Origin of the sequence: Nocardia puris, from assembly GCF_003315035.1 — a bacterium.
GTDB classification, from domain to species: Bacteria; Actinomycetota; Actinomycetes; order Mycobacteriales; family Mycobacteriaceae; genus Nocardia; species Nocardia puris.
The window spans coordinates 157,243-178,363 of the sequence record NZ_QNRE01000002.1; the positions used below are offsets into that span (position 1 = coordinate 157,243).

21 protein-coding genes are annotated in these 21,121 nt (G+C 72.1%); 10 read left to right on the top strand and 11 right to left on the bottom strand.

All coding sequences use genetic code 11. The features are described from left to right. Position 1: 1 nt before the first annotated feature. Together DFR74_RS06310 and DFR74_RS06315 are read left to right on the top strand one after the other, a co-directional pair. Positions 2-967, top strand: coding sequence for an alpha/beta hydrolase (locus DFR74_RS06310; RefSeq protein WP_067502466.1), 966 nt, complete (start codon positions 2-4; stop codon positions 965-967). Beyond that, positions 967-1,308 (top strand): VOC family protein, encoded by a 342-nt coding sequence (locus DFR74_RS06315; protein WP_067502464.1) that lies wholly within the window; start codon positions 967-969, stop codon positions 1,306-1,308. The genes DFR74_RS06310 and DFR74_RS06315 overlap by 1 nt, the downstream gene beginning before the upstream one ends. 180 nt (positions 1,309-1,488) lie before the next feature. On the opposite strand, the gene DFR74_RS06320 is transcribed toward DFR74_RS06315, so the two are convergent. Further along, on the bottom strand, positions 1,489-2,376 hold the full coding sequence (locus DFR74_RS06320) for a MarR family transcriptional regulator (RefSeq protein WP_084537257.1): 888 nt from the start codon (positions 2,374-2,376) through the stop codon (positions 1,489-1,491). A gap of 140 nt (positions 2,377-2,516) precedes the next feature. On the opposite strand from DFR74_RS06320, the gene DFR74_RS06325 reads away from it, so the two are divergent. Both DFR74_RS06325 and DFR74_RS06330 read left to right on the top strand, forming a co-directional pair. Then, positions 2,517-3,308, top strand: a complete 792-nt coding sequence (locus DFR74_RS06325; RefSeq protein WP_067502460.1) for an SDR family oxidoreductase — start codon at positions 2,517-2,519, stop codon at positions 3,306-3,308. Between the two features lies 1 nt (position 3,309). Then, positions 3,310-4,398, top strand: coding sequence for an NAD(P)H-dependent amine dehydrogenase family protein (locus tag DFR74_RS06330; protein WP_067502458.1), 1,089 nt, complete (start codon positions 3,310-3,312; stop codon positions 4,396-4,398). A gap of 27 nt (positions 4,399-4,425) precedes the next feature. Here the strand turns inward: DFR74_RS06330 and DFR74_RS06335 are convergent, their stop codons facing one another. From DFR74_RS06335 to DFR74_RS06355, 5 genes are all read right to left on the bottom strand, one after another. Further along, complete coding sequence (locus tag DFR74_RS06335; protein ID WP_067502455.1) at positions 4,426-5,472, bottom strand: aminotransferase class V-fold PLP-dependent enzyme; 1,047 nt, start codon at positions 5,470-5,472, stop codon at positions 4,426-4,428. 163 nt (positions 5,473-5,635) lie between these two features. Continuing rightward, positions 5,636-6,271 carry an MBL fold metallo-hydrolase gene (locus DFR74_RS06340; protein ID WP_067502452.1) on the bottom strand — a complete coding sequence of 212 codons (636 nt, stop codon included), beginning with the start codon at positions 6,269-6,271 and terminating at the stop codon, positions 5,636-5,638. Between the two features lie 62 nt (positions 6,272-6,333). Next, positions 6,334-9,519, bottom strand: coding sequence for an ATP-binding protein (locus DFR74_RS06345; protein WP_067502450.1), 3,186 nt, complete (start codon positions 9,517-9,519; stop codon positions 6,334-6,336). A 185-nt stretch (positions 9,520-9,704) separates the two neighbouring features. Continuing rightward, positions 9,705-10,796, bottom strand: coding sequence for a YncE family protein (locus DFR74_RS06350; RefSeq protein WP_067502448.1), 1,092 nt, complete (start codon positions 10,794-10,796; stop codon positions 9,705-9,707). Positions 10,797-10,928: 132 nt separating this feature from the next. Beyond that, positions 10,929-11,405, bottom strand: coding sequence for a nuclear transport factor 2 family protein (locus DFR74_RS06355; RefSeq protein WP_067502446.1), 477 nt, complete (start codon positions 11,403-11,405; stop codon positions 10,929-10,931). Positions 11,406-11,614: 209 nt separating this feature from the next. Between DFR74_RS06355 and DFR74_RS06360 the strand changes: the two genes are divergently transcribed. Further along, positions 11,615-11,929: a hypothetical protein gene (locus DFR74_RS06360; protein WP_147265751.1), complete on the top strand. Its 315-nt coding sequence runs from the start codon at positions 11,615-11,617 to the stop codon at positions 11,927-11,929. Between the two features lie 10 nt (positions 11,930-11,939). On the opposite strand, the gene DFR74_RS06365 is transcribed toward DFR74_RS06360, so the two are convergent. The 5 genes from DFR74_RS06365 to DFR74_RS06385 all read right to left on the bottom strand — a co-directional run bounded on the left by DFR74_RS06365 (position 11,940) and on the right by DFR74_RS06385 (position 15,851). Beyond that, positions 11,940-12,818 carry a VOC family protein gene (locus tag DFR74_RS06365; RefSeq protein WP_067502442.1) on the bottom strand — a complete coding sequence of 293 codons (879 nt, stop codon included), beginning with the start codon at positions 12,816-12,818 and terminating at the stop codon, positions 11,940-11,942. Positions 12,819-12,830: 12 nt separating this feature from the next. Beyond that, the gene (locus tag DFR74_RS06370; protein WP_067502439.1) at positions 12,831-13,823 is read right to left on the bottom strand and encodes a ferredoxin--NADP reductase; all 993 of its coding nucleotides are present in this window, start codon (positions 13,821-13,823) and stop codon (positions 12,831-12,833) included. A gap of 67 nt (positions 13,824-13,890) precedes the next feature. Further along, positions 13,891-14,109 (bottom strand): hypothetical protein, encoded by a 219-nt coding sequence (locus DFR74_RS06375; RefSeq protein WP_067502436.1) that lies wholly within the window; start codon positions 14,107-14,109, stop codon positions 13,891-13,893. A gap of 7 nt (positions 14,110-14,116) precedes the next feature. Then, entirely contained in the window at positions 14,117-15,262 is a 1,146-nt protein-coding gene (locus DFR74_RS06380; RefSeq protein WP_067502434.1) for a Rieske 2Fe-2S domain-containing protein, read from the bottom strand. A gap of 112 nt (positions 15,263-15,374) precedes the next feature. After that, complete coding sequence (locus DFR74_RS06385) at positions 15,375-15,851, bottom strand: flavin reductase family protein (RefSeq protein WP_067502433.1); 477 nt, start codon at positions 15,849-15,851, stop codon at positions 15,375-15,377. Positions 15,852-16,093: 242 nt separating this feature from the next. On the opposite strand from DFR74_RS06385, the gene DFR74_RS06390 reads away from it, so the two are divergent. From DFR74_RS06390 to DFR74_RS06410, 5 genes are all read left to right on the top strand, one after another. Then, complete coding sequence (locus DFR74_RS06390; RefSeq protein ID WP_067502431.1) at positions 16,094-16,933, top strand: IclR family transcriptional regulator; 840 nt, start codon at positions 16,094-16,096, stop codon at positions 16,931-16,933. A 21-nt stretch (positions 16,934-16,954) separates the two neighbouring features. Further along, complete coding sequence (locus DFR74_RS06395; RefSeq protein ID WP_067502429.1) at positions 16,955-17,614, top strand: PadR family transcriptional regulator; 660 nt, start codon at positions 16,955-16,957, stop codon at positions 17,612-17,614. A gap of 63 nt (positions 17,615-17,677) precedes the next feature. Further along, complete coding sequence (locus DFR74_RS06400) at positions 17,678-18,919, top strand: bifunctional 3,4-dihydroxy-2-butanone-4-phosphate synthase/GTP cyclohydrolase II (protein ID WP_067502426.1); 1,242 nt, start codon at positions 17,678-17,680, stop codon at positions 18,917-18,919. Positions 18,920-19,176: 257 nt separating this feature from the next. Next, complete coding sequence (locus DFR74_RS06405) at positions 19,177-20,004, top strand: expansin EXLX1 family cellulose-binding protein (protein ID WP_170160712.1); 828 nt, start codon at positions 19,177-19,179, stop codon at positions 20,002-20,004. Positions 20,005-20,429: 425 nt separating this feature from the next. Further along, positions 20,430-21,092, top strand: a complete 663-nt coding sequence (locus DFR74_RS06410; RefSeq protein ID WP_113975032.1) for a cutinase family protein — start codon at positions 20,430-20,432, stop codon at positions 21,090-21,092. The last annotated feature ends 29 nt before the right edge of the window (positions 21,093-21,121 follow it).

Consider the following 21,121-nt stretch of genomic DNA (forward strand, 5'->3'; position numbering starts at 1 on the left):
CGTGTTGAAACCGGAAGCGCGGGTGATCGTGGACCTGGCCTCGGCGGCGTTCCCGAAACTGGGCACCGAGGTGTTCGACGCGGCCGAGGCGCGGAGGATGCTGGCTGCCCGGCCCAGCCCGGTGCTGGAGCCTATCGAGGTGGGGGCCGTGGTGGATCGGACGGTGCCAGGGCTGCCGGGTGGGTCGGAGGTCCGCGTGCGGGTGTACTGGCCGGTGGGGGATGACGGTGGGCAGCGTGAGTCGCGCGAAGGTGATCTGCCGGTCGTGGTGTTCCTGCACGGTGGGGGATTCACGTTGTGCGGCTTGGACAGTCACGATCGGCTGTGCCGGACGCTGGCGAACGGTGTCGGGACCGTCGTGGTGTCGGTGGACTACCGGCAGGCGCCCGAGGACCGGTTTCCGGCAGCCGCCGAGGACGCCTACGCGGTGGTGCGGTGGGTCGCCGCACACGCCGCCGAGATCGGGGGTGACCCGGCGCGGATCGCGGTGGCGGGCGACAGTTCCGGCGGGAATCTCGCGGCGGTGACGGCGCTCATGGCGCGCGATCGGGGCGGCCCGACGCTCGCGTCTCAGGCGCTGATCTATCCGATGCTCGATCCGTCGTGCGACACGGACTCGTATCGGGAATACGCCGACGACCACTTCACCACGGCGGCCCACTTACGTTGGTACTGGGAGCAATATCTGGGCCCCGGTGGTGCGACCGCCGACCCGTACGCGGCACCCGTACTGGCGGAGGACCTTTCGGGCCTACCGCCCGCGTACATCCTGACCGCCGAATGCGATCCGCTGCGCGATGAAGGCGAGGCCTACGGTGCGCGGTTGCGTGCCGCGGGGGTCGACACCGAGATCGTGCGGTGCGCGGGGCAGTTCCACGGCTTCGTCAGTATGGCCGACCACCTGCCGGACGCGAAAGAGGCGGTGGCGGGGCTGTTCTCGGTGCTGCGCCGGGCACTGGGGGTGTGATGAGCATCGAGCGCGTGGGCACGATCCTGCCCGCGGAGAACCTGCTCGCGACCGTGGGCTTGCTCGAGGCGGTGCTCGGCGCGCCACCGACATTCGTCGACGATGATCGCTGGGCCCAGTTCGACGTGGGCCCGGCCCGCATCATGGTCGCAGGCACCGACCGTGAGAACGACGGTGCCGCACTGTCGGTGAAGGTGTCCGGTCTGGACGAGATCCTGGATCGATTGCGAGCGGCGGGAATTCGCGTCGGTGATCCGGTGACCGGTCCGCACGAACGTCGCGTGGTGGTGGACTCCGGCGCGGTGTGGTCGATCATCTTGTACGAGCCGCTGGGCGGCTGACTGCCGCGTGTACCCGACCCCGAGCGCTTCCCGGCGCGCGGTCGCCCGCCACGGGAATCGACGCCGCGGACATCCGGGCGGTGCGCCTAACGCGCTGAGCCGGCGTGTTCGCCCCAGACAGGCGAGGTCCTCCGCTCGGGCCGGGGCAGATCCATCGCGGCCCCTGCGTCGGGCTCTCCTTCACCCGTCCCGCGCGGTCAACGTCTCCGTCAGCGCGCGCGCCGCGTCGAGCGTCGCCCTCACGAAACCGTCGCGTTCGGCGCGGGTGGTGGTGGGGCGCAGGGGGCCGAGCTGGACCTCGTAGGCGGCGGCGCCGTCGGCGTCGAAGACCGGGGCGGCGAGGTAGCTGAGCGGGAGGTCGGCGTCGGCGTCGAGTTCGGCGGCGGTGAACGGGCGGGCGGTGAGCGCGGCCAGCTGGCGCAGCGCCCGCGCGCGCAGATTCGGTTGCAGCAGTTCGGTTCCCGCCGCTGACAGCAGATCCGCGAGCAGGGCGACCAGGCCGGCGTCGTCGGAGGTCGGGCGGAACAGCGCGACCCCGCGACGGCGGACCAGCGTCAGCAACGCGCTCGCCGTGCGCAGGTCCGCGGCCGCGGCGGTCGCCAGCCAGGCGTTCTGCTCGGCGGCGGCGCGCCACGGCATCACCGCCGCCCCGGCCGGGAAACGCAACGGAATGCGATGTCCCACGGGGATTCCCGGAATCGCGCGGTCCGGGCCCTGCCGCACGTCGAGCACGGTGAGGTGCTCGGATTCGATGCGGCTGAGCGTGGCGCCGCACCCGGTGCGCTCGGCGAGCGCGGTGAGCACGTCGCCCACCGCGCCGGGCAGCGGGGCGGAGGTCAGCGCGAGAAACCCGGGACCGAGGCGATAGCCGCGCTCGGGCACCCGCACCACCCAGCCCGCCGCTTCGAGCTCGGCGAGCACCGCCGTGGCCGTCGCGCGGGCGATGCCGAGCTGTTCGGCGATCCCCGCCACCGTCCTCGGTCCGGGACGCGCGGCGAGCAGCCCGACGATCTCGACTACCCGCCGCGTCGGCGGCGACGGTGAGCGCGCGGACGCGATATCAGGCATGGCGACCCCTTGTGCCGGTGTGCTTCTGGACCCTACGATGTCGAATATAGAACAAGCGGTGTCGAATATTCGACAGTGATCCGGGTCGGCACCGCGCCGAGAGCGACGCGCGCCGCACCCCGGCGCGGATCGGAGCGCACATGATCCTGGACAGATTCCGGATCGACGGGCAGGTCGCGGTGGTCACCGGCGCCGGGCGCGGGCTCGGGCGGGCGATCGCCGTCGCCTTCGCCGAGGCGGGCGCCGACGTGCTCATCGCGTCCCGCACCGAGAGCGAACTGAAGGACGTGGCCGAGCAGGTCGCCACCACCGGCCGCCACGCACACGTGGTACCCGCCGACCTGCGCGATCCGGCCGCCGCGGCCGCGCTGGCCGGCGCGGCGGTGGAACGGTTCGGCCGCCTCGACATCGTGGTCAACAATGTCGGCGGCGCGCTGCCCTGCCCGCTGCTGGACACCACGCCGGAGATGCTGAGTGAAGCGTTCACCTTCAACGTGGTCAACGCGCACGCCCTGGTGCGCGCGGCGGTGCCGCACATCCTGGCCACCGCGGGCGGGGGATCGGTCCTCAATATCACCTCCACCATGGGCAGGCTGCCCGGTCGCGCGTTCGCCGCGTACGGCACCGCGAAAGCGGCGCTGGCGCACTACACCCGCCTGGCCGCGCTCGATCTCAATCCCCGTATCCGCGTCAACGCGATCGCGCCGGGCTCCATCCGCACCTCGGCGCTGGAGATCGTCGCCGCGAACGACGCGATGCGCGGCGAACTGGAGGCGAAGACGCCGCTGCACACGCTCGGTGCGCCCGAGGACATCGCCGCCGCGGCGCTCTATCTCGTCTCCCCGGCCGGCGGGTATCTCACGGGCAAAGTGCTCGAACCCGACGGCGGGCTCATCTCTCCCAACCTCGACCTCCCGATACCGGACCTGTGACATGACTTTTCGCGTAGTGCAATGGGGCACCGGCAATGTCGGCCGCCACGCTCTGGCGGGCATCCTCGCCAACCCCGACCTGGAACTGGCCGGCGTGTGGGTGTCCGGGCCCGCCAAGAACGGCGTGGACGCGGGCACCCTCGCGGGGCTCGACGAGACCGTCGGCGTCGCCGCCACCACCGACGCCGAGGCGCTGATCGCGTCGCGTCCCGACTGCGTCGTCTACTGCTCGATGACCGACAACCGCCTCGTGGAGGCGCTCGAGGACCTGCGCCGGTTCCTCGCCGCGGGTATCAACGTGGTGGCGTGCGCGCCGGTGTTCTTCCAATACCCGTACGGCGTGCTGCCCGACGACCTGCTGAAACCGGTCGAGGAGGCGGCGGCGCGGGGCAACGCGTCGCTGTGGGTCAACGGCATCGACCCGGGCTTCGCCAACGACCTGCTGCCGCTCGCGCTGGCGGGCACCTGCCTGCGCATCGATGAGCTGCGCTGCGTGGAGATCGTCGACTACGCCAGCTACGACAACCGCGCCGTGATGTTCGACATCATGGGCTTCGGGCAGCCCATGGACGAGACGCCGATGCTGTTGCAGCCCGGCGTGTTGTCGCTGGCGTGGGGCAGCGTGGTGCGCCAGCTGGCCGCGGGCATCGGCGTCACCCTCGACGCCGTCACCGAGACCTACGAGCGGGTGCCCGCCCCCGACGCGTTCGACATCGCCACCGGGCACATCGCCGAAGGCACCGCCGCCGCACTGCGTTTCGAGGTGCGCGGCATGGTCGGGGACCGGGTGGTCACCGTGCTCGAGCACGTCACGCGGTTGCGTCCGGATCTGCGCCCCGACTGGCCCCAGCCCGCCCACCCGGAGGGCTGCTACCGCGTCCAGATCACCGGAGACCCCTGCTACGCACTGGATCTCGTCACCTCCAGCCCGCGCGGCGACCACAACTTCGCCACCCTGCTCGCCACCGCCATGCGCGTCGTCAACGCGGTCCCCGCCGTCGTAGCGGCCCCGCCCGGCATCCGCACCGCCCTCGACCTCCCCCTGATCACGGCCCCGGCGACGAGGCCGGGGCGGGAGGCGGCGGAATAGCGGCGGCCGACGTGACCGCCGCCCAGCTCAGCCCGCCAGTGCGTTCAATGCCCGGTCCACGTCGGCGTCGTCGTTGTGCAGGTGGAACGCGAACCGCAGCCCGCCTGCCCGCGCCGACGCGACCACGCCCGCCGCGTCCAGCCGGGGCGCGAGATCACCGGCGCCCGGGACCGCGACGATCGCGGAATCGCCTGGGACAGGGTCGAATCCGAGGTCGCGGAGTCCGGTGCGGAACTGGTTTGCCAGGCGGAGGTTGTGCGCGTGCACGCGGTCGATGCCCAGCTCCTCGAGCAGTTCGAGGGCCGCGTGCGCGGCGACCACGCCGAGCCAGTCCGGCGTCGCGTCGAAGCGGCGGGCGGTGTCGGGCAGGGCGATCGGGTCGTAGAGTTCCGCCCACGGATCGCGCGCCGCGTACCAGCTCGGCGCGAGCGGGCGCAGCGCGGCGGCCGCCTCGGGCGCCGCGGCGAAGAACGCCACGCTCCGCGCGCCGAGCAACCACTTGAACGTCGCGCACACCCAGTAGTCGGCGTCGGCGAACCGCAACGGCAACCACCCGGCTGCCTGCGTGGCGTCCACCAGCAGGCGCGCCCCGGCCGCCTCGGTCGCGGCGCGCAACGGCGCGAGATCGGTGACCCGCCCGTCCGCGGACTGCACCACGCTCACCGCCACCAGGTCGGTCCCCGGCCGCACCTCCGCCGCCAGCTTCTCCAGCGGCACCGCTCGCACCACCAGATCACCCCGATGCACGAAAGGCATGGTGACCGAGGCGAATTCCCCTTTCGCCACCAGCACCTCCGCGCCGGGCGCGAGCGCGGCCGCGACCGGTCCGATCAGCGTGGCCGCCCCGCCGCCGATCGCGAGGTGATCGGCATGCGCCCCAGCCAGCAGCCGCGCACAGGCCGCGCGGAACTCCGGCACCAGGTGATCACTGCTCATCGGCGCACCGCGCCCGGCCGCCCAGCGTTCGGTCACCTCCGCGACCGCCGCCAGCGACCGCCGGGGCGGCAGCCCGTGCGAGGCCGTGTTCAGATAGATCGTCTCGGAGCGGAATTCATCGGGCGCGAGCGAGGTCATCCCCTGAGCATGCTGCCCCGCTCGCCCGTCGTCCACCGATTACGGCACCGCCGGGTCCACGGGCGACCCGGGCTCGTCCAGGACGGCGGGGCGAACCGCGGACGTGTCCGCGCGCCGGCTCGTGGAGCGGGCGTGGGTGACCGCTCCGGCCGCTGGACCGCCCCTACGCCGACGCCAGCAGGGCGGTGCGGGCCTCCGCGACGCAGTCGGCCCACGGACGGTCGCCGAGGGTGGTGACGCCGGTGTCGCCCATGAACGCGCTCGAGACCACCACGTCGGGGGTGAGGGTGGCCAGCAGGTCGAGGGTGGCCAGCAGGGGTTCGCGGTCGCTGTGGCCCTCGATGTAGCCCGCCATCCAGCGGCCGTCGGCGCGGCGGAAGAGGGTGTCGCCGGTGAACAGGTGGGTCCTGCCGTCGATGGTGGCGAGGTAGCAGGCGCTGCCGGGGGTGTGGCCGGGGGTCGGGATCACCTCCAGCCCCGCGACGGCGGTGTGGCGGGTGTCGAAGGGGTCGTCGACGGTGGTCTGGGTGACCTCGTCGGCGTCGGCCTTGTGGATGTGCAGCCGCGCGCCGAACCGCTCGCGCACGGTGGCCAGGGAGGACGCCACCTCGTCGCGATGGCTGAGGTACTGGTGCGCCACGCCGCCGAGTTCGGCCATGTGGTCGAACTCGGCCGGGAACGTCGTGTTGTAGAACAGCACGTTGCCCTCGGGGGAGGTCCACAGGTAGGCGCTGGTGGTGAGTCCCGGGAACGGGCTGAGGGTCTCGGTCTGCCAGAGGGACGGTGTCAGCTGTCGCATGGTCGTGCTCCTTTCGCTGTCACTCACAAGGCGCTGGATCGGAACCAGCGGCGCGAGACGATTCAGAGCCGCCAAGCCACGTCGCGCGCGGGCTCGTAGCGGCACACCGTGCCCAGCGCCACGCCGGCGCGCAGGTGCTCGGCCAGTTCCGGGTGGACCCGCGCGACCCGGCGCAGACTGTCGCGGACGCGGGAGGACACCGTTTTGCGGGCGCGTTCGGCGTCGTCCCCGAGGCGGCGGGTCCGCCCGCCCAGCCCCGCCGCGACCCGCAACTGCTCGAGCAGCGCGGCGCGTTCGCCGTCCAGGCGGGACGCGCGCTCGTCGTCGCCGCGGGCGAGGGCGCGTTCGATCTCCGCGTCGAGGGTGTCCAGGCGGTGCCGGTAGGCGGTCTTGGCGGTGTCGTCGAGGAGCGGATCGGCGCCCAGCTTCGTCGCCGCGCGCACGACCCCGGCGTCGGGCGCGCCGAACAGCTCCAGCGACGAGATGTCGTGCCCCGGATGGCCGAGCAGGGTGTGCAGGTCGCGCAGCCCTTTGGCGTCGGACAGGTGCGCCGTGTGCCCGGCGAACCGCAGCACCCAGACCGAGCCGTCGAAGCGGAACTCGTTGTCCAGCTGCGGTTCCCGCGCGGCAAGGGAATGGCCGGGTCGGTGGGCCAGCAACCGGAGCCGATGGCGGGCGGCGCTCCGCCACGGGTCGGCGCGCAGCCGGTGCGCCGCCTCGGCGGCCGCCGTGAAGTGCTCGACGGCGCCGTCCGGATCGCCCGACGCCTGGCACACCCGGCCCAGCCAATAGGCGTACGGGCCGTAGACCACACCGCCGCCCGCGACCACCGCCCAGTACTCCCGCAGCGGAAACAACCTGGCGCGCAAGGTCTCTCGTAACCCCTCGTCGGCCACGACCACGGCCGCGTGCGCCTGCGCGACGAGGATGCCCGCGTGGAAGTGTGCCGGATACCGCGTGTACATCGCCTCGACCGCGTCCAGCCGGGCCGTGACCCCCGCGATGTCGCCGTGGTTCGCGGCGGTGATCACCTCGGGCACCGTCGTGTAGTCGCCCGCGAGTTCGCGGTAGCGCGCCAGGAAGCCGTCCGCGTCGGACAGGTTCTCCGTGAACAGTGCCAGCGCCCACCGCTGTTCGAGCCACAGCGGGATCCGGTCCACCTCGCCCAGCCGCTCGCCGAGCGCGTAGGCCTCGTCGATGTCGGTGCGCGCGTTGGTGAAACGGCCGCACAGCATAGCCAGCGCCCCGGTGCGGGAACGCGCGACGAACCGATGGCGCGGTTGCGCGGAACGGTCGGCGCGCGCGGCCAGTGCGGTCAGCTCGGCGTGGGCGCGCGGATCGCCGAGTTCGAGCAGCGCGGTGGCGCGCAGCAGTGCGGCCTGGACGGCGGTGTCGTCGCGGTCGAGCGGGTCGGCGACGGCTAGTTCACCGGCCAGCGCGAGACGTTCGCGCGCCGTGCCCGGCCGCCACACCGCATCGTGGCGGGCCAACAGCGCGGCCGTCAACGCGGTCGGGTCCTCGGATTCGCGTGCCAGAGCGAGGGTTTCGGCGCTGTCGCGCTCGATCTCGGTGCGGTCGAAGGGCAATCCGGTGTGGACGCGCACCCGCAGACCCGCCGCGCGCACCCGCACCGCCAAGGCGTCGGCGGGCGGCCGTTCGGCGCGCAGCATGCCGGAAGCCGTGTCCATCAGCGCGATTTCGCGGCGGCCCTCGCGCTCCGGGTCCGGCATGCCGAGTTCGTGCAGGCCGAGCGCGGCGCGGGCGAACAACTCGGCGGCGCCGCGTGCCCGCGCGTCGTCGAGCGCGGCATGAAAAGTGCGGCGAGCGGCGCCGAGCTCTCCCGCGTCCTGCTGGGCGGCCGCCATACCGAGAATCACGGTGTCGCGCAGCGCCGTTCGCTCGGGTGGGAGCAGCGCCAGCGCGCGGCCGTAGTGGCCGGCCACTTCCGCCGCGGCGAGGCGTCCGCAGGCATCGGCGGCGGCGTCGAGCAGCAGGCGCACCGTGCGCTCGGGATCGACGGCGTCGCCGGCCAGGTCGGCGTGGTGGGCGAGGTCGGCCGCGGTCGCGCCGGACACCGCGCGGGGGAGACGTTCGAGCGCGGTCAGGATGGCGGCGTGACGGGCGCTCGAGCCGGCGGAACCGGCTCGTGCGCCCAAGGTTTCGCGGATCAAGTCGTGGGCGAATCGGTAGCGGCCGTCGCGCTCCGCGACGATCAGACGGGCGCGGACGGCTTCGGCGAGCGCGCCGTCCACCTCCGCGTCGGACGCGGCGGCACCGTTCGCTCCCGCACCGACCACTGCCGCGCCGCTCGCGGCCGCACCGACCACGCCCGACGTGTCGAGGCTCGAGTCGACCCGGCCGGCCGCGTCGGTCGTGGCCGCGAGCGCGGGCACCGCGAAGGAGCGTCCGAGCAGGGCCGCGGTGGTGAGCACCTCGACGGTGGCGGGCGCGAGCGGGGCCAGACGGGCCTCGAGGGTGTGCCGCACGCCGGGAGTGAGGGTGTCGATGGGATTGCCGGTCTGCCACAGCCGCGCCACCTGGTCGACCAGGAACGGGTTGCCGCCGGTGAGGGCGTGCGCGGTGGCGGCGATCCGCTCCGGCGGCGCCTGGCCGGTCAGCGCGGCGATGAGGGCGGCGGTGTCGCTGGGGTCCAGTCCGCCGAGTTCGATCGTGTGCGCGGTGGCCGCGATATCGGCGAAGGCGGTGTGCGACGGGTGATCCGGACGGTCGATCTCGGCGGCGCGCACCGTGGCGACCACCGCGATCCGCTCGAACCAGGAGTGCCGGGCGACGAACGCGAGCAGTGCGAGGGAGGCCGCGTCGGCGGCGTGCAGATCGTCGATCACCACGAACACCGCGCGCTCGGCGCAGGCCGCCAGCAGCGCCTCGGTGACCGCATCACCGAGGCGGAACAGCGGGGTGGCGGGCGGCGTCGGAGCGTGGGTCTCGCCGATCAGGTGCGCGAGCGCGGCGTCCACCTGCGCCCAGCCCGCCCGCCGCAGCCCGCGCAGGATCTGGACCCACGGCCACAGTCCTGGCGTGCCGTCGCCGGACCAGGCGGTCGCGGTGAGCACGAGCGCGTCGGAGGCGGGGAATTCGCCGACCACCTCGGTGACGAGCGCGGTCTTGCCGATGCCCGCCTCACCCGACACCAGCGTCACGCCGCCGTGGCTGGACACCGTGCGGCGCAACCGCTCCCGCAGCAGCGCCGCCGGATGATCCCTGCCGATCAGGGAGTGTGCGGGCACCCGGCCTCCTCGGTGGTCTGGTCACCGTCGAGATTAGGCCCTGCCCGGAATCGTCCGGGGATCCCGCGGTCCGGATCGCCGCCGGCCACGCTGTCGTCGCCGGGACAACCCTGGGCTCGCCTGGCGACGGTTCGTCAGTCACGACCCTCTGGCCGACTACCGGGAGAGGCCGGGCCGTACCGCACTCAGCCGGTGAACACGCTCCCGCCCGGGCCCGCGCCGGTGGCGATGGGCGCGCCCGCAGGCGTCAGGTCGGACGCGTCGAACGGCACCAGCGCGCCCGGTGCGCCCGCCGCACGCAGGATCGGTTGCAGCACGGAGGTGACCTCGAAACCGGCGGCGGGCAGCAGCAGCGGCGCGGCCTGCGGGCCGAGGCTGCCGACGTACATCTTGGCGCCGTCGGCGGTGAAGCCCACCGACACGGGCGCGTCGACCGGCACCGAACCGGTCACCGCGCCGGCGGCGACATCGATGATCTGCACCGCGTCCGCGCCGGGCGTCGCGACCAGCAGGCGGTCGCCGCCCGGGCTGAACGCGCCCGACACCGGCGCGCTACCGGAAGGCAGCATGATGGCGCCGACCCGGGACCAGGACGCGGTGTCGATCACCGACACGTTGTCGCCGATCGCGTTCATCACGTAGAGCGTGCCGCCGTCGGGGGACACGGCGGCGCCCGACGGCGCGGAGCCGTCGATCTGAATGCGTTCGCCCAGTTGGAATCCCGTCTCCGGATCGAAGACGGCGGCGGTGCTGTCGGCGAACACCGCGTAGAGACGGCTGCCGTCGGGCGCGATCTCGGCGGCCAGCGGCAGACCGGGCAGCGGCATCGAGCGCACCAGCGTGTGGGTGGTCGTGTCGATCACGTCGATCGCCGGGTACGCGGTCACCACGTACACGAGGTCGCGGACCGGGTCGGCGAGGGGAGCGGTGAAGCCGTCGGTGCCGGAGATCGGCACGCGGGCGCTGACCTCGCCGGTGGCGGTGTCGACCACCGCGACGTCGTCGGCGCCGAGGAACGGCGGGTTGAACGCCTGCACGTACACGTGCCGCCCGTCGCGGGCGGCGGCCACCGACGCCGTGTGCGGGCCGACGCCCTCGACGCGCCCCACGATCCGGTCGGAGACGGTGTCGACCACCACGACGGAGCCGTCGCCCGCGACGGGCACGTACGCGCGCGGGTTCCCCTCGTCGGCCGCGGCGGTCGGCGCGAGCAGCGCCAGGGCGGCCGCGGTGAGCGCGAACGCGCGCGACGGCAATCCACGGAACCGGATCGGCATCGTGTGACCTTTCGTGTCGGGTGTCGAAGGGACTATTGCGTGTTCTCGTCGCGCTCGCAAGCTGTCGCGTGAGTAACTTCGCCCGGATTGCGATGCGGGGCACGGTGATACGGGGGAGTCGCGCGGGCCCGATCAGTCGGTAGCGGCCCACATGTTCGACAGGAGCCGGTGGCTCGGGGTGTCGGCGAGCGAGCGGCTGGCCTCATAAATTCGCCGGTACCCGGTCTCGGCGATCCGCCACACGCCGTCGTCCTCGCGCCGGTAGCGGTCGGTGTAGTAGCCCGCCCCGCGGATCTCCACGCCATAGGCGGTCGCGAGGACGGTGTCCTCGAAGGCCCAGGACCCGGTGGCGGTGTCGCCGTCGACGGTGATCTCGGGATGGTTCGCGATATGAACGGTGATCACGTCGGGGCCGAGGTTCTCGCGTAGGAATGCGGTGATGGCCGCGCGCCCGTCGAGGACGAGCGGCTCGCCGAGGGCCCGGGTCCCGTATCGCCCGATCGCGTCCTCGGTGAGCGTGTCCGCGAACTCGGTCCACGCCTTGAGGTCCAAAGTCCGGAAGTACCGGTACTTCAGCTGCCGGATGGCTTCTACGGCCGCGAGATCCACGGGTCCACCCTCCCACAGCCCACCGGTCCGGACAAGAACGTGTTCCAGTTTGTTCAGTCGAACCGGCCGCGCAGCGACGCCACCCCGGGACCGTCGACGAAGTCCAGCGCGACCGGGCGCCCGGTCGCCGTAGAAACTCCAGTTGGGTGGAGGGCCCTCGCCGGGCGGCGGCACGAGATCGAACGCGAGATCGGCGCACTGGAATGGCGGTGCGCGCTGCTCGACGGTGCGGTGGCCCGGCCGGGCAGGGGATCGGCTGGCCCTGCTACGGCGAGGTGCTGCCGCTGGTGGCCGCCGGCGTCGCGCCGCGGCCCGGCGCGGAGCTGGACCGGTTCGTCGCGGCGCACGCCGCGGCGAGGGGCGTCCCCGACCTCCCCGCGTTGCGCGGGCGATTGCTCGCCGCCTCGGCCCACGACGACCCGTGTTTCGACCGGTACTGGGCGTTGACCGCCGAGGCGGGGATGGTCGAGACCGCGGGACCCGCGCATCGGTGGTTATACGACGCCCTGCGGGTGTCGGGGTGATCGGGGCCGGTCACCGGGCCCAAGCGTGCCCCCAATAGCTGTCGGCGGTGATTTCCTCTGCGGTGTAAGCGGTTTCGTCAACCAGCAGGCCGTCGGTGCCGTACTCCAGATCCCAGCCGCCGGGGGTGCGGACGTAGAAGGAGACCATCTTGTCGTTGGTGTGGCGGCCGAGCGTGGAGGACAGGTGGTAGCCGGCGGCGGTGACGCGGTCCAGCGCGCGGCCCACATCGTCGAGGGAGTCCACCTCCACCATCACGTGCACGAGACCGGGCCCGTCCGCCCCGCCGGCCGGGATGAGGGCGAGGCTGTGGTGGCGCGGGTTGACACCGAGGAAGCGCAGCCGCATCGGCCCGGCCTCCGGCGGCGCGGGGAGCCGGAACGCCCCGCGCGGCAGGAAACCCAGCACGTCGGTGTAGAAGCGGAACGCCTCGTCCAGGTCGGGCACCGGAAGCACCACGTGGCCCAGCCCGAGACCCCCGGTGACGAAACGGCTGCCGTACTTGGGGACGACGGGACTATGGTCGAGCACCGGCCCGTGGAAGATCTCCACCGGCGTGCCCGCCGGATCGGTGAACGCGAGCGCCTCCTCCACGCGCAGCGCGTCGGTCTCGGCGACCGACAGCGTCTTCACCTCGATACCGGCGTCGCGCAGGGCGTTTCGCGCCTCCCACAGGGCCCGCCCGTCCCGCACTTCCCACCCGACGGCGAGCACGCTGTCGGTCGCGCCGGGGACGAGTTCCAGCCGCGCGCTGCGCTCGTCCATCCGCAGCCGGAGGGTGTCGGTGCCGCCGCCGTCGGCGAAGCCGAGCACGTCGAACGCGAACTCCCGCCACGCCGCCGCCTCGCGCACCGAGACCCGCACGTAGCCGAGTGAACTGATCACACCCATGGATTGTTTCTCCTAGTCGTAGCTGATCCGGACCGTGTCGGTGACCGGAACCGCCTGGCAGGCCAGCACGTAGCCGTCGGCCAGGTCCTCCTGTTCGAGGACGTCGTTGCGCAGCAGCTTCACCTCACCGTCGCGCACCCGGCACACACAGGCGCTGCACGCGCCCTCCCGGCACGAGTAGGGCGCGTCGACGCCGCGCGCGAGCAGGGCGTCGAGCAGGACGCGCTCGCGCGGCCAGGCGAATTCGTGTGTGATGCCGTCGATCTCGACGGAAGCGGCGGCGGAGTCGGCCGACGTGGACAGCGCGGCGAACGGATCCGCCGACATCGAGACGAACCGTTCGGAACACACGCGCTCGATGCCGAGGGCGCCGGCGGCCACCCCGACCGCGTCCATGAAAGGTTCTGGGCCGCAGACGAACACGGGCCGCCGCGACCACGGCGCCATCAGCGCGGTCAACCGCTCGGGTGTCGGCAGTCCTTGCCCGGACTCCAGCCAGTGCACCACCGTGAACCGGTCGGCGTGGGCCTGCGTGAGCGCGGCTAGCTCCCGCGCGAAGATCACGGACCGTTCGTCGCGGTTGGCGTACACCAGGGCGCAGCGCCCGGTTCCGTTGGCCAGCACGGACTTCAGGATCGACAGCACCGGCGTGATCCCGCTCCCCGCCGCCAGCAACAGCAGATCCTCGGCATCGGATTCGGGCGTGAACACGCCACCCGGCGGCAGCGACTCCAGTACCAGACCCTCGGCGGCGTTGTCGCACAACCAGTTCGAACCGCGCCCGCCCGCCACCCGCTTCACGGTGACCTGCCACGGACCTCCCTCGTGCGGCGCGCTGGACAGCGAATACGACCGGGCCACCGCGCCTTCCGCACACGGCAGACGCAACGTCAGGAATTGCCCGGCGCGGTACGGCGGCAGCTCGCCCGACACCGGTTCGAACCGGATCGACACGGCGTCGGCGGTCTCGGGCACGACCTCCACGATGCGCAGCGACAGACTCATACCCGCTCCTCGCCGGGATGCGGCCTTTGTACGGTGCGGCGGCGCCGGTTTCGCTCCTCGCGCTCGTTCACAGCAGATCCTGCTCCCGCATACTCAACCCCAGCGCCCCCGCCGTCACCGCGCCGTCGATGCTGCGCCGCAGCGCCGCGCACCCCGGCGACGGCCCGTCACCGAGTTCGGCGCACGAGCGTGCGGCGGCGGCGCTCCACTGCACGCTGGTGTGCGCGGGGCTGAATTTCACGACGGCGACGCGGTTTCCGCAGCGCAGGCAGTCGACGGCGGCCACGGCGCGCTCACGCCCCCGCGGCCCGCGCGGCCAGGTTCTCGGCCACCTCGGCCTCCCACGCGGTGACGGCGCGCGAGGTGTCGACCTCGAATTCGAAACGGGCCGTCATCTTCTCGTCCACCTCGGCCACATCGCGGTAGAACTGCTCGTACCAGCGGCGCAGCTGGTAGACCGGCCCGTCCTCCTCGCACAGCAGCGGATTGTCGATGCGGGTCTTGCGCCGCCAGATGGCCACATCCTGCTCGAACCCGCGCCCCAGGCTGCTCGCGTACCGCTGGGCCATCGCGTCGGCCTCCTCGGGCGTGAGACCGGGCGACTTCTCCACGATCGCGCCGTACTGGAGGACGAATTTCGTGCGCGTCACGGGATAGTGGCAGTTGATCAGCACCGCGCGGGTGCGCTGCCCGCCGGACTCGTTGACCAGGTTGTCGATCATGTAAGAGGGGCCGTAGTAGTGCGCCTCGGAGTGCAGCACGTTCTCGCCGCCCGCCTCCTTGGCCAGCTCGCCCTGTACGTCGGCGCGGCCGATCGAGGTCATGTACTGGCTGGCGACGTGGCCCTCGAAGACGTTCTTGAAGTACGTCGGAAAAGCGAAGTGCACGTAGAAGAAATGCGCCATGTCGACCACGTTGTCGATCACCTCGCGGCAGTTGGCGCCGTCGATGACGATGCGGTTCCACGTCCAGTCGCTCCACCCCGCGCTGCCCGCGCCCTCGATCTCCGGAATGGTGATGTGCTCCGGCGGCGGATTGCCCTCGGGGTCGTGCCACACGAACAGCTGCCCGTTGCGTTCCAGCGTCGGCCACGCGCGGGTGCGCGCCAGCGGCGGCACCCGCCGCGCGTACGGGATGCCGGAACAGCGTCCGTTGCCCTTCCAGCGCCAGTCGTGGAACGGGCAGGCCAGCGCGTCGCCCTTCACGGTCCCGTCGCCGAGGTTGCCGCCCATGTGCCGGCAGTAGGCGTCGAGCACGTGCAGGCCGCCGTCCGACGCGGCGAACACCACCAGTTCGGTGCCGAAGACGGCGACCGTGTGCGGCTTGCCGTCCCGGAACTCGCGCGCCAGTCCCAGGCAGTGCCAGCCGCGCGCGTAGCGGGCCGGGGGCGCGCCGGTGTCGATCACGCGCACCTGGTCGTCGGTGTTCGCCGTGCTCATGATGTCGCTTCCTCCACGGTGTTTCGCTCAGGACTATGCCGATCCGGACCCTTTCGATGCTGCGGTCCGCACGGGGACGCGCGGTAGGCGCGGTCCCACTGATCGGGAGGTGTCAGACGGCGGCCAGCCGCTCGTAGGCGGACCGGTAGAACAGCAGGGGAGCGGCCTCGCGCAGTTCGGCGAGGCCGGTGACGCGCGCGATGGCGATGGTGTGATCGCCGCCGTCCACCTCGCGCTCGAGCACGCAGTCGATCCAGGCCAGCGAATCGTCCAGCAGCGGTGAGCCGTTCGGCGAGGGCCGCCAGCCCAGGCCGTCGAACTTGTCCGCGCCGCTGCGCCCGAGCCTGCGGCACACCTCGCGCTGGTCGTCGGCCAGGATGTTGACGCAGAACTGTCCGGCCGACCGGATGCGCGGCCAGGTGGTGGAGGTGCGGGCGGGGAAGAGCGCGACGGCCGGCGGGTCCAGCGAAAGCGCCGAGAAGGACTGGCAGGCGAAGCCGACCGGTTGCCCGTCGCTGTGCGCGGTGATCGCGGTGACACCGGTGCAGAACCGGCCCAGGACGGCCTTGTAGTCGGGTGCGGCGGTCATGGTGCTCCAGATTTCGATTCGGAATATGTCGTTTCGCCATGACGGTAGGCGGTGGCGCGCGGATGCTGTCAAGCGCGGATTCCGGCTGCCGGGAGAGTTCCGTACCGATCTCCGTAGTTTCCGGGATTCGCCCCGGCCGGGCGGACGGCACTGTGATGGGTGACACAGGAATGTGTGCCGAAACCACACATTCCTAATCGAAATACTTCTATGCTGGACCCGCTAGATGATGGAGGTGCCCCATGACGGTCGAGATGTTGACCCATCCCGAGTCCGGTGAGTGGACGGGAGCGGGTCGTGCGACCGCCAGGACGGCGCCGCCGCCGGTGTCGATGATCGAGCGGATGACGCTGATCCTAGACGCCTTCGACGGCGCGACGCCGACCCTGACCCTGCTCGGACTGGCCGAGCGCACCGGCCTGCCGCGCTCCACGGTGCACCGCATCCTGGACCAGATGATCCGCCTGCGCTGGCTCGCGCACGCGCCCGGCGGGTACCGGCTGGGTATGCGGTCGCTCGAACTGGGCGGACTCGTGGCCGACCACAACGAGATTCGCGATGTGGTGAGCCCGCTGCTGCACGATCTGTGCCAGCGCACCGGCATGGTCGGCCACCTCGGCGTGCTGGACGGGCGCGAGGTGCTGTATCTCGACAAGGCGGGCGGGCGCCTGGCCGCCACCATTCCGACCCGCCTCGGCGGGCGGATGCCCGCGCACAGCACCGCGCTGGGCAAGGCGCTGCTGGCCACGCTGGAGCCGAGCATCGTGGAGGCGTCGCTGCGGGATCGGTTGCCCCAGTTGACCTCCCGCACGGTGTGCGACCGCGCCGAACTGCACCGCGAACTGCACCGGGTGCGCAACCGCCAGGGTGTCGCGGTGGACAACGAGGAGTCGCTGGCGGGTGTCTCCTGCGTCGCCGTGCCGATCCGCGGGCGGGGCGCGGCCATCGCGGCGCTCTCGCTCTCGGGGCGGGTCACCGCCGAACGCCCGGCGCTGGACACCGCGCGCCTGGCCCGCGTGCTCGTCGAGGTCTCGCACGAAGCCGGCCGTGCGCTGTTCCCGCGCCACGCGCGCTGGCGTTGACAGCAAGTTACCGTCCGGCATATGCCTGAGCGATATAGTCCGGTGGTGACCGAAGCCAAGCGTGACGCGGTGGGCGCGATCCCCGAGTTGCCCGCCACGAGCTGGGCCGTGCTCGGGATGCTCTCGCACGCCGACGAGTTGTCCGGCTACGACCTGAAGAAGTGGGCCGACTGGAGCCTCCAGTTCTTCTACTGGAGTCCGTCGTTCAGCCAGATCTACGCCGAACTCAAACGGCTGGAGAAACACGGCTACGCGCGCTCGCGCACCGTCCTCCAGGACGACGGCGTGCGCGGCAAGCGGGTCTACGCCATCACCGAGACCGGCCGCGACGCCGTGGCGCACTGGGTCAACCACGCGCCGGTGGAACCGCCCGTGCTCAAGCACACGGTGATGCTGCGCGCCTGGCTCGGCCACCTCGCCGAGCCCGAACGCCTGCGCGAGATCCTCACCGAGCACATCGCCAACGTGGAACGCATGCGCCACTTCGCCGAGGTGGATGCCGAAGGCGCGGAAGAGAATCCGCAGTGGGCCTATCCCGGAGCGGTGCTGCGCTGGTGCGTGCGGCACTACGAGGCCGAGCGCGATCTCGCCCGGGAACTGCTGGCCGACGTGGAGAAGCTGACCGCGCAGCGCAAGCCGAAGCGGGCGGCCAAGGGCAAGGCGCGCGGCGCGGCCCGCTGAGCGGGACACCGCCTTCCTATGACTACTAGATCTATTTCTAATAGTCATATAGGAGGTGTGGTCATGGCACACGAACGGACCTTGGACCCGATCCCGGCGGCAGTCGCCGCGATCGCGGCGGGCGGCATGGTCGTGGTGGTGGACGACGAGGACCGCGAGAACGAAGGCGATCTCGTGCTGGCCGCCGCGGCGGCGACCCCGGCCGCGATCGCGTTCCTGGTGCGGCACACCAGCGGCGTGCTGTGCGCGCCGATGCCGGGCGAGGCGCTGGACCGGCTGGCGCTGCCGCCGATGACGGCGGTGAACGAGGACCCGAAGGGCACCGCCTACGCCGTGTCGGTCGACGCGGCGCGCGGCGTCTCCACGGGCATCTCGGCGGCCGATCGGGCCCGGACCCTGCGCGCGCTGGCCGACCCCGCCACCACACCCGCCGATCTGACCAGGCCGGGCCATGTATTCCCGCTGCGCGCCCACCCGGACGGCGTGCTGGGCAGGCCCGGACACACCGAGGCGGCCGTGGATCTCACCCGGCTGGCCGGACTCCCGCCCGCCGGTGTGATCGCGGAGGTCGTGCGCGACGACGGCGAGGTCGCGCGCCTGCCCGAACTGCTGGCATTCGCTCGCGCGCACGGTCTTCCGATCATCTCCATCGCCGATCTGATCGAGCACCGCCGCCGCGCGGAGCGGACGCTCGCGCGGGTCGCCGAGACGCGAATGCCCACCGCGCACGGGGATTTTCGCGCCCTCGGCTATCTCGACGCGGCCACCGGCGTCGAAACGCTGGCGCTCGTGCTCGGACAGCCCGGCCCGGAGGACGCCTTGGTGCGGCTGCATTCCGAATGCCTCACCGGCGACGCGTTCGGGTCGCTGCGCTGCGACTGCGGTGACCAACTGGACGCCGCCCTGCGCGCCGTGGCGGCCGAGGGCAGCGGTGTGGTCGTCTACCTGCGCGGGCAGGAGGGGCGCGGCATCGGGTTGCTGAACAAGTTGCGCGCCTACGAGTTACAGGACCTTGGCGCCGACACCGTCGAGGCCAATCTGGCGCTCGGCCTGCCCGTGGACGCGCGTGACTACGGGGCGGGCGCCGAGGTGCTGGCCGATCTCGGCATCCGATCCGTGCGTCTGCTGACCAACAATCCGGCCAAGCGCGGCGGGCTCGAGGCGCACGGGATCGCGGTGACGCGCGCCGTGCCGCTGCGGACGGCCCCGACCGAACACAACATCCGGTACCTGCGTGCCAAACGCGATCGCATGGACCACCGATTGCCGGAGATCGGCGCGGAGCTCGAGCGCGTGGGGTCGTAGCGGCCGAACCGGAGCTTTTCCGACGGTCCGGGCGTGTCCCCGGCACCCCGCCTCGCGTTTGCCGAGAAATTGCCAGCACGCGACACGCGCCCGGTGGAGAATTTTCGTTCGACTACCGCCCGCCGCCGCGGGATGGTTTGCTGTACCGGTCGGGATGGACAGTCCGTGTGCGGGGTGCGAGTCGGAGGTCTGAGTCAGCGGTGCATCGAACACCGATGGAGCAGCGCGGTTTTCGGAGTGGGTTCTGGTGGTCGGCGGTGGGTGCCGCGCTGGTCGCGGTCGCGGTCGGCGTATGGGTTGCCCGGCCGGGCGCGGCGGGTTGTGAGTCTGTGCCGCCGGAGGGCGAGCGGGTGGTAGCTACGAAGACCTTCCCGTTCGGCGGATCCGGTGTGGCGGCGCGGCCGACGCACGCCGGGCCGCAGGTGCCGGGTGAGGCCAGGTATTACGCGTCGTCGCAGGCTGTGGCGTGTTCGTTCGGTGATCTGCCGCCCGACGGCCTGTACGTCGGGCTGTCGGGAACCGAGTACGGGCAGGCCGATCTGTGCGGCGCGTACCTGGATGTGCACGGGCCGCGCGGCGAGGTGCGGGTGCTGGTGGCGGACCGCTGCCCGGGATGTGCTCCGGGACAGGTGGATCTGAGCGCCGCCGCCTTCGACCGCATCGCCGATCGCGCGCAGGGCGTCGCGACGGTCGGCTACAACCTGGTGCGCGACCCCGAGCCCGCGCCGCGGCTGAGCGTGGTGGTGAAGCCGGACTCGTCGCCCGCGTGGTTCGCGGTGCTCGTGACCGGGGCGGGAAATCCGCTGCGGCAGGTGGCGTTACGCGGCTCCGACGGCCACTGGCGCGAACTGTACCGGGGCATGGACAACTACTGGACCGTCTCCGGTGCCGGGGCGGGGCCGTTCGCCCTGCGCATCACCGACGCGTTCGGGCGGGAAGTGGAGATCGAGGGTGTATCGCCGGATTCGGGGGTGGTTCCGGTCGACGCGTCGCTGTACGGCTCGCCGGTCGCCGTACCGGACCCGGCCCCGCCCGCGACCGCCGCGCCGCCGGTGGACGTGGACGCCGTGCGCTATGAGCCGTGATCGACACCGGACCTTCCTCCGCGCGCTGCGCGCGCCCTGCACCTGCCTGCGCCCGGCGACAGCATTCGCGCCAGGGGCACCCTCGTGTCCTTGCCGCAGGCATTTGCCGGAAGGATGCTGAGAGTGGCTGCGGCCACGCCGAATTCGTCGTCACCGGGTGGATAACCGAGGTGTGGACGGGGTACTCACCGGATGAGGTTGCCGCCGCGCGGGACTCGTCTCGCGCGGCGTCGCCGCACGGCCGGGCGCAGCCGCCTGTTCGCGCGAATCGGCCACGCGCACAACGATTGTGCACTGAACCGGTGTCGGTTGGATCGCATCGCTCGACGCGATACCCCGCCGTTCGTACCCTCGCGGATACCGAGTAATTGTCAGTGACAATCGTCACTCGGTGAGTCTCACAACGGCGTGAGTGGGTGGTCGACATGGCGAATCGGAAGGGAACTCTGCACGGAAACCGGCGACTGGCACGGGTATTCGCGGTGCTCTTGCTGGTGGTCGGGATCGGGGCGGCGACAGGGCTGGGTACCAGGGCGTCCGCGGACGCCTGCGCTCCCGTCGATGTGGTCGTGGCGCGCGGCACCGGGGAACCCGGGTGGCTGGGCGCCGTCGTCGGCGATCCACTGTTCGGCACCTTGCGGCAGGTGCTGCCCGCGGGTGCGTCGGCGTACGCGGTGCGCTACCCGGCCGACCTGCTGGCGCCGTCCTCGCTGAGCGACGGAACACGCGATATGACACGGCATCTCGTGGAGCAGTCCGCGCGCTGCCCGCATCAGCGCTTCCTCCTGGTGGGGTATTCGCAGGGTGCGGTCGTGACGCACGGCGTACTCGGTACGGGTTTCGTCACGACGGTGCCCGGTGTCCATCCGGCGCCACCTGCCTTGGCGCCGAGGATCGCGGCGGTGCTGTTGTTCGGTGATCCGCTGCGGCTCGCCGGGTGGGGCGTGCCGGGGCACTACGCGGAACGCACCGGGAACTACTGTGCCGGAGGCGATCCCGTGTGCAGTAGCGGAATCGACACCGGGGCGCACACCCTGTACGGATGGGCGATCCGGCCCGCCGCGCACTTCGCGGTGAGCCGGATCTGAACCCGTCGAAAGACGAACGGTGGGGCCGG

Excerpts from the sequence above, each read along its gene's own strand:
- DFR74_RS06350 (WP_067502448.1), bottom strand. The coding sequence starts at position 10,796 with ATGCCGATCCGGTTCCGTGGATTGCCGTCGCGCGCGTTCGCGCTCACC.
- DFR74_RS06400 (WP_067502426.1), top strand. The coding sequence starts at position 17,678 with ATGGCACACGAACGGACCTTGGACCCGATCCCGGCGGCAGTCGCCGCG.
- DFR74_RS06335 (WP_067502455.1), bottom strand. The coding sequence starts at position 5,472 with ATGACCTCGCTCGCGCCCGATGAATTCCGCTCCGAGACGATCTATCTG.
- DFR74_RS06315 (WP_067502464.1), top strand. The coding sequence starts at position 967 with ATGAGCATCGAGCGCGTGGGCACGATCCTGCCCGCGGAGAACCTGCTC.
- DFR74_RS06380 (WP_067502434.1), bottom strand. The coding sequence starts at position 15,262 with ATGAGCACGGCGAACACCGACGACCAGGTGCGCGTGATCGACACCGGC.
- DFR74_RS06385 (WP_067502433.1), bottom strand. The coding sequence starts at position 15,851 with ATGACCGCCGCACCCGACTACAAGGCCGTCCTGGGCCGGTTCTGCACC.
- DFR74_RS06410 (WP_113975032.1), top strand. The coding sequence starts at position 20,430 with ATGGCGAATCGGAAGGGAACTCTGCACGGAAACCGGCGACTGGCACGG.
- DFR74_RS06330 (WP_067502458.1), top strand. The coding sequence starts at position 3,310 with ATGACTTTTCGCGTAGTGCAATGGGGCACCGGCAATGTCGGCCGCCAC.
- DFR74_RS06395 (WP_067502429.1), top strand. The coding sequence starts at position 16,955 with ATGCCTGAGCGATATAGTCCGGTGGTGACCGAAGCCAAGCGTGACGCG.
- DFR74_RS06340 (WP_067502452.1), bottom strand. The coding sequence starts at position 6,271 with ATGCGACAGCTGACACCGTCCCTCTGGCAGACCGAGACCCTCAGCCCG.
- DFR74_RS06325 (WP_067502460.1), top strand. The coding sequence starts at position 2,517 with ATGATCCTGGACAGATTCCGGATCGACGGGCAGGTCGCGGTGGTCACC.
- DFR74_RS06320 (WP_084537257.1), bottom strand. The coding sequence starts at position 2,376 with ATGCCTGATATCGCGTCCGCGCGCTCACCGTCGCCGCCGACGCGGCGG.
- DFR74_RS06365 (WP_067502442.1), bottom strand. The coding sequence starts at position 12,818 with ATGGGTGTGATCAGTTCACTCGGCTACGTGCGGGTCTCGGTGCGCGAG.
- DFR74_RS06390 (WP_067502431.1), top strand. The coding sequence starts at position 16,094 with ATGACGGTCGAGATGTTGACCCATCCCGAGTCCGGTGAGTGGACGGGA.
- DFR74_RS06370 (WP_067502439.1), bottom strand. The coding sequence starts at position 13,823 with ATGAGTCTGTCGCTGCGCATCGTGGAGGTCGTGCCCGAGACCGCCGAC.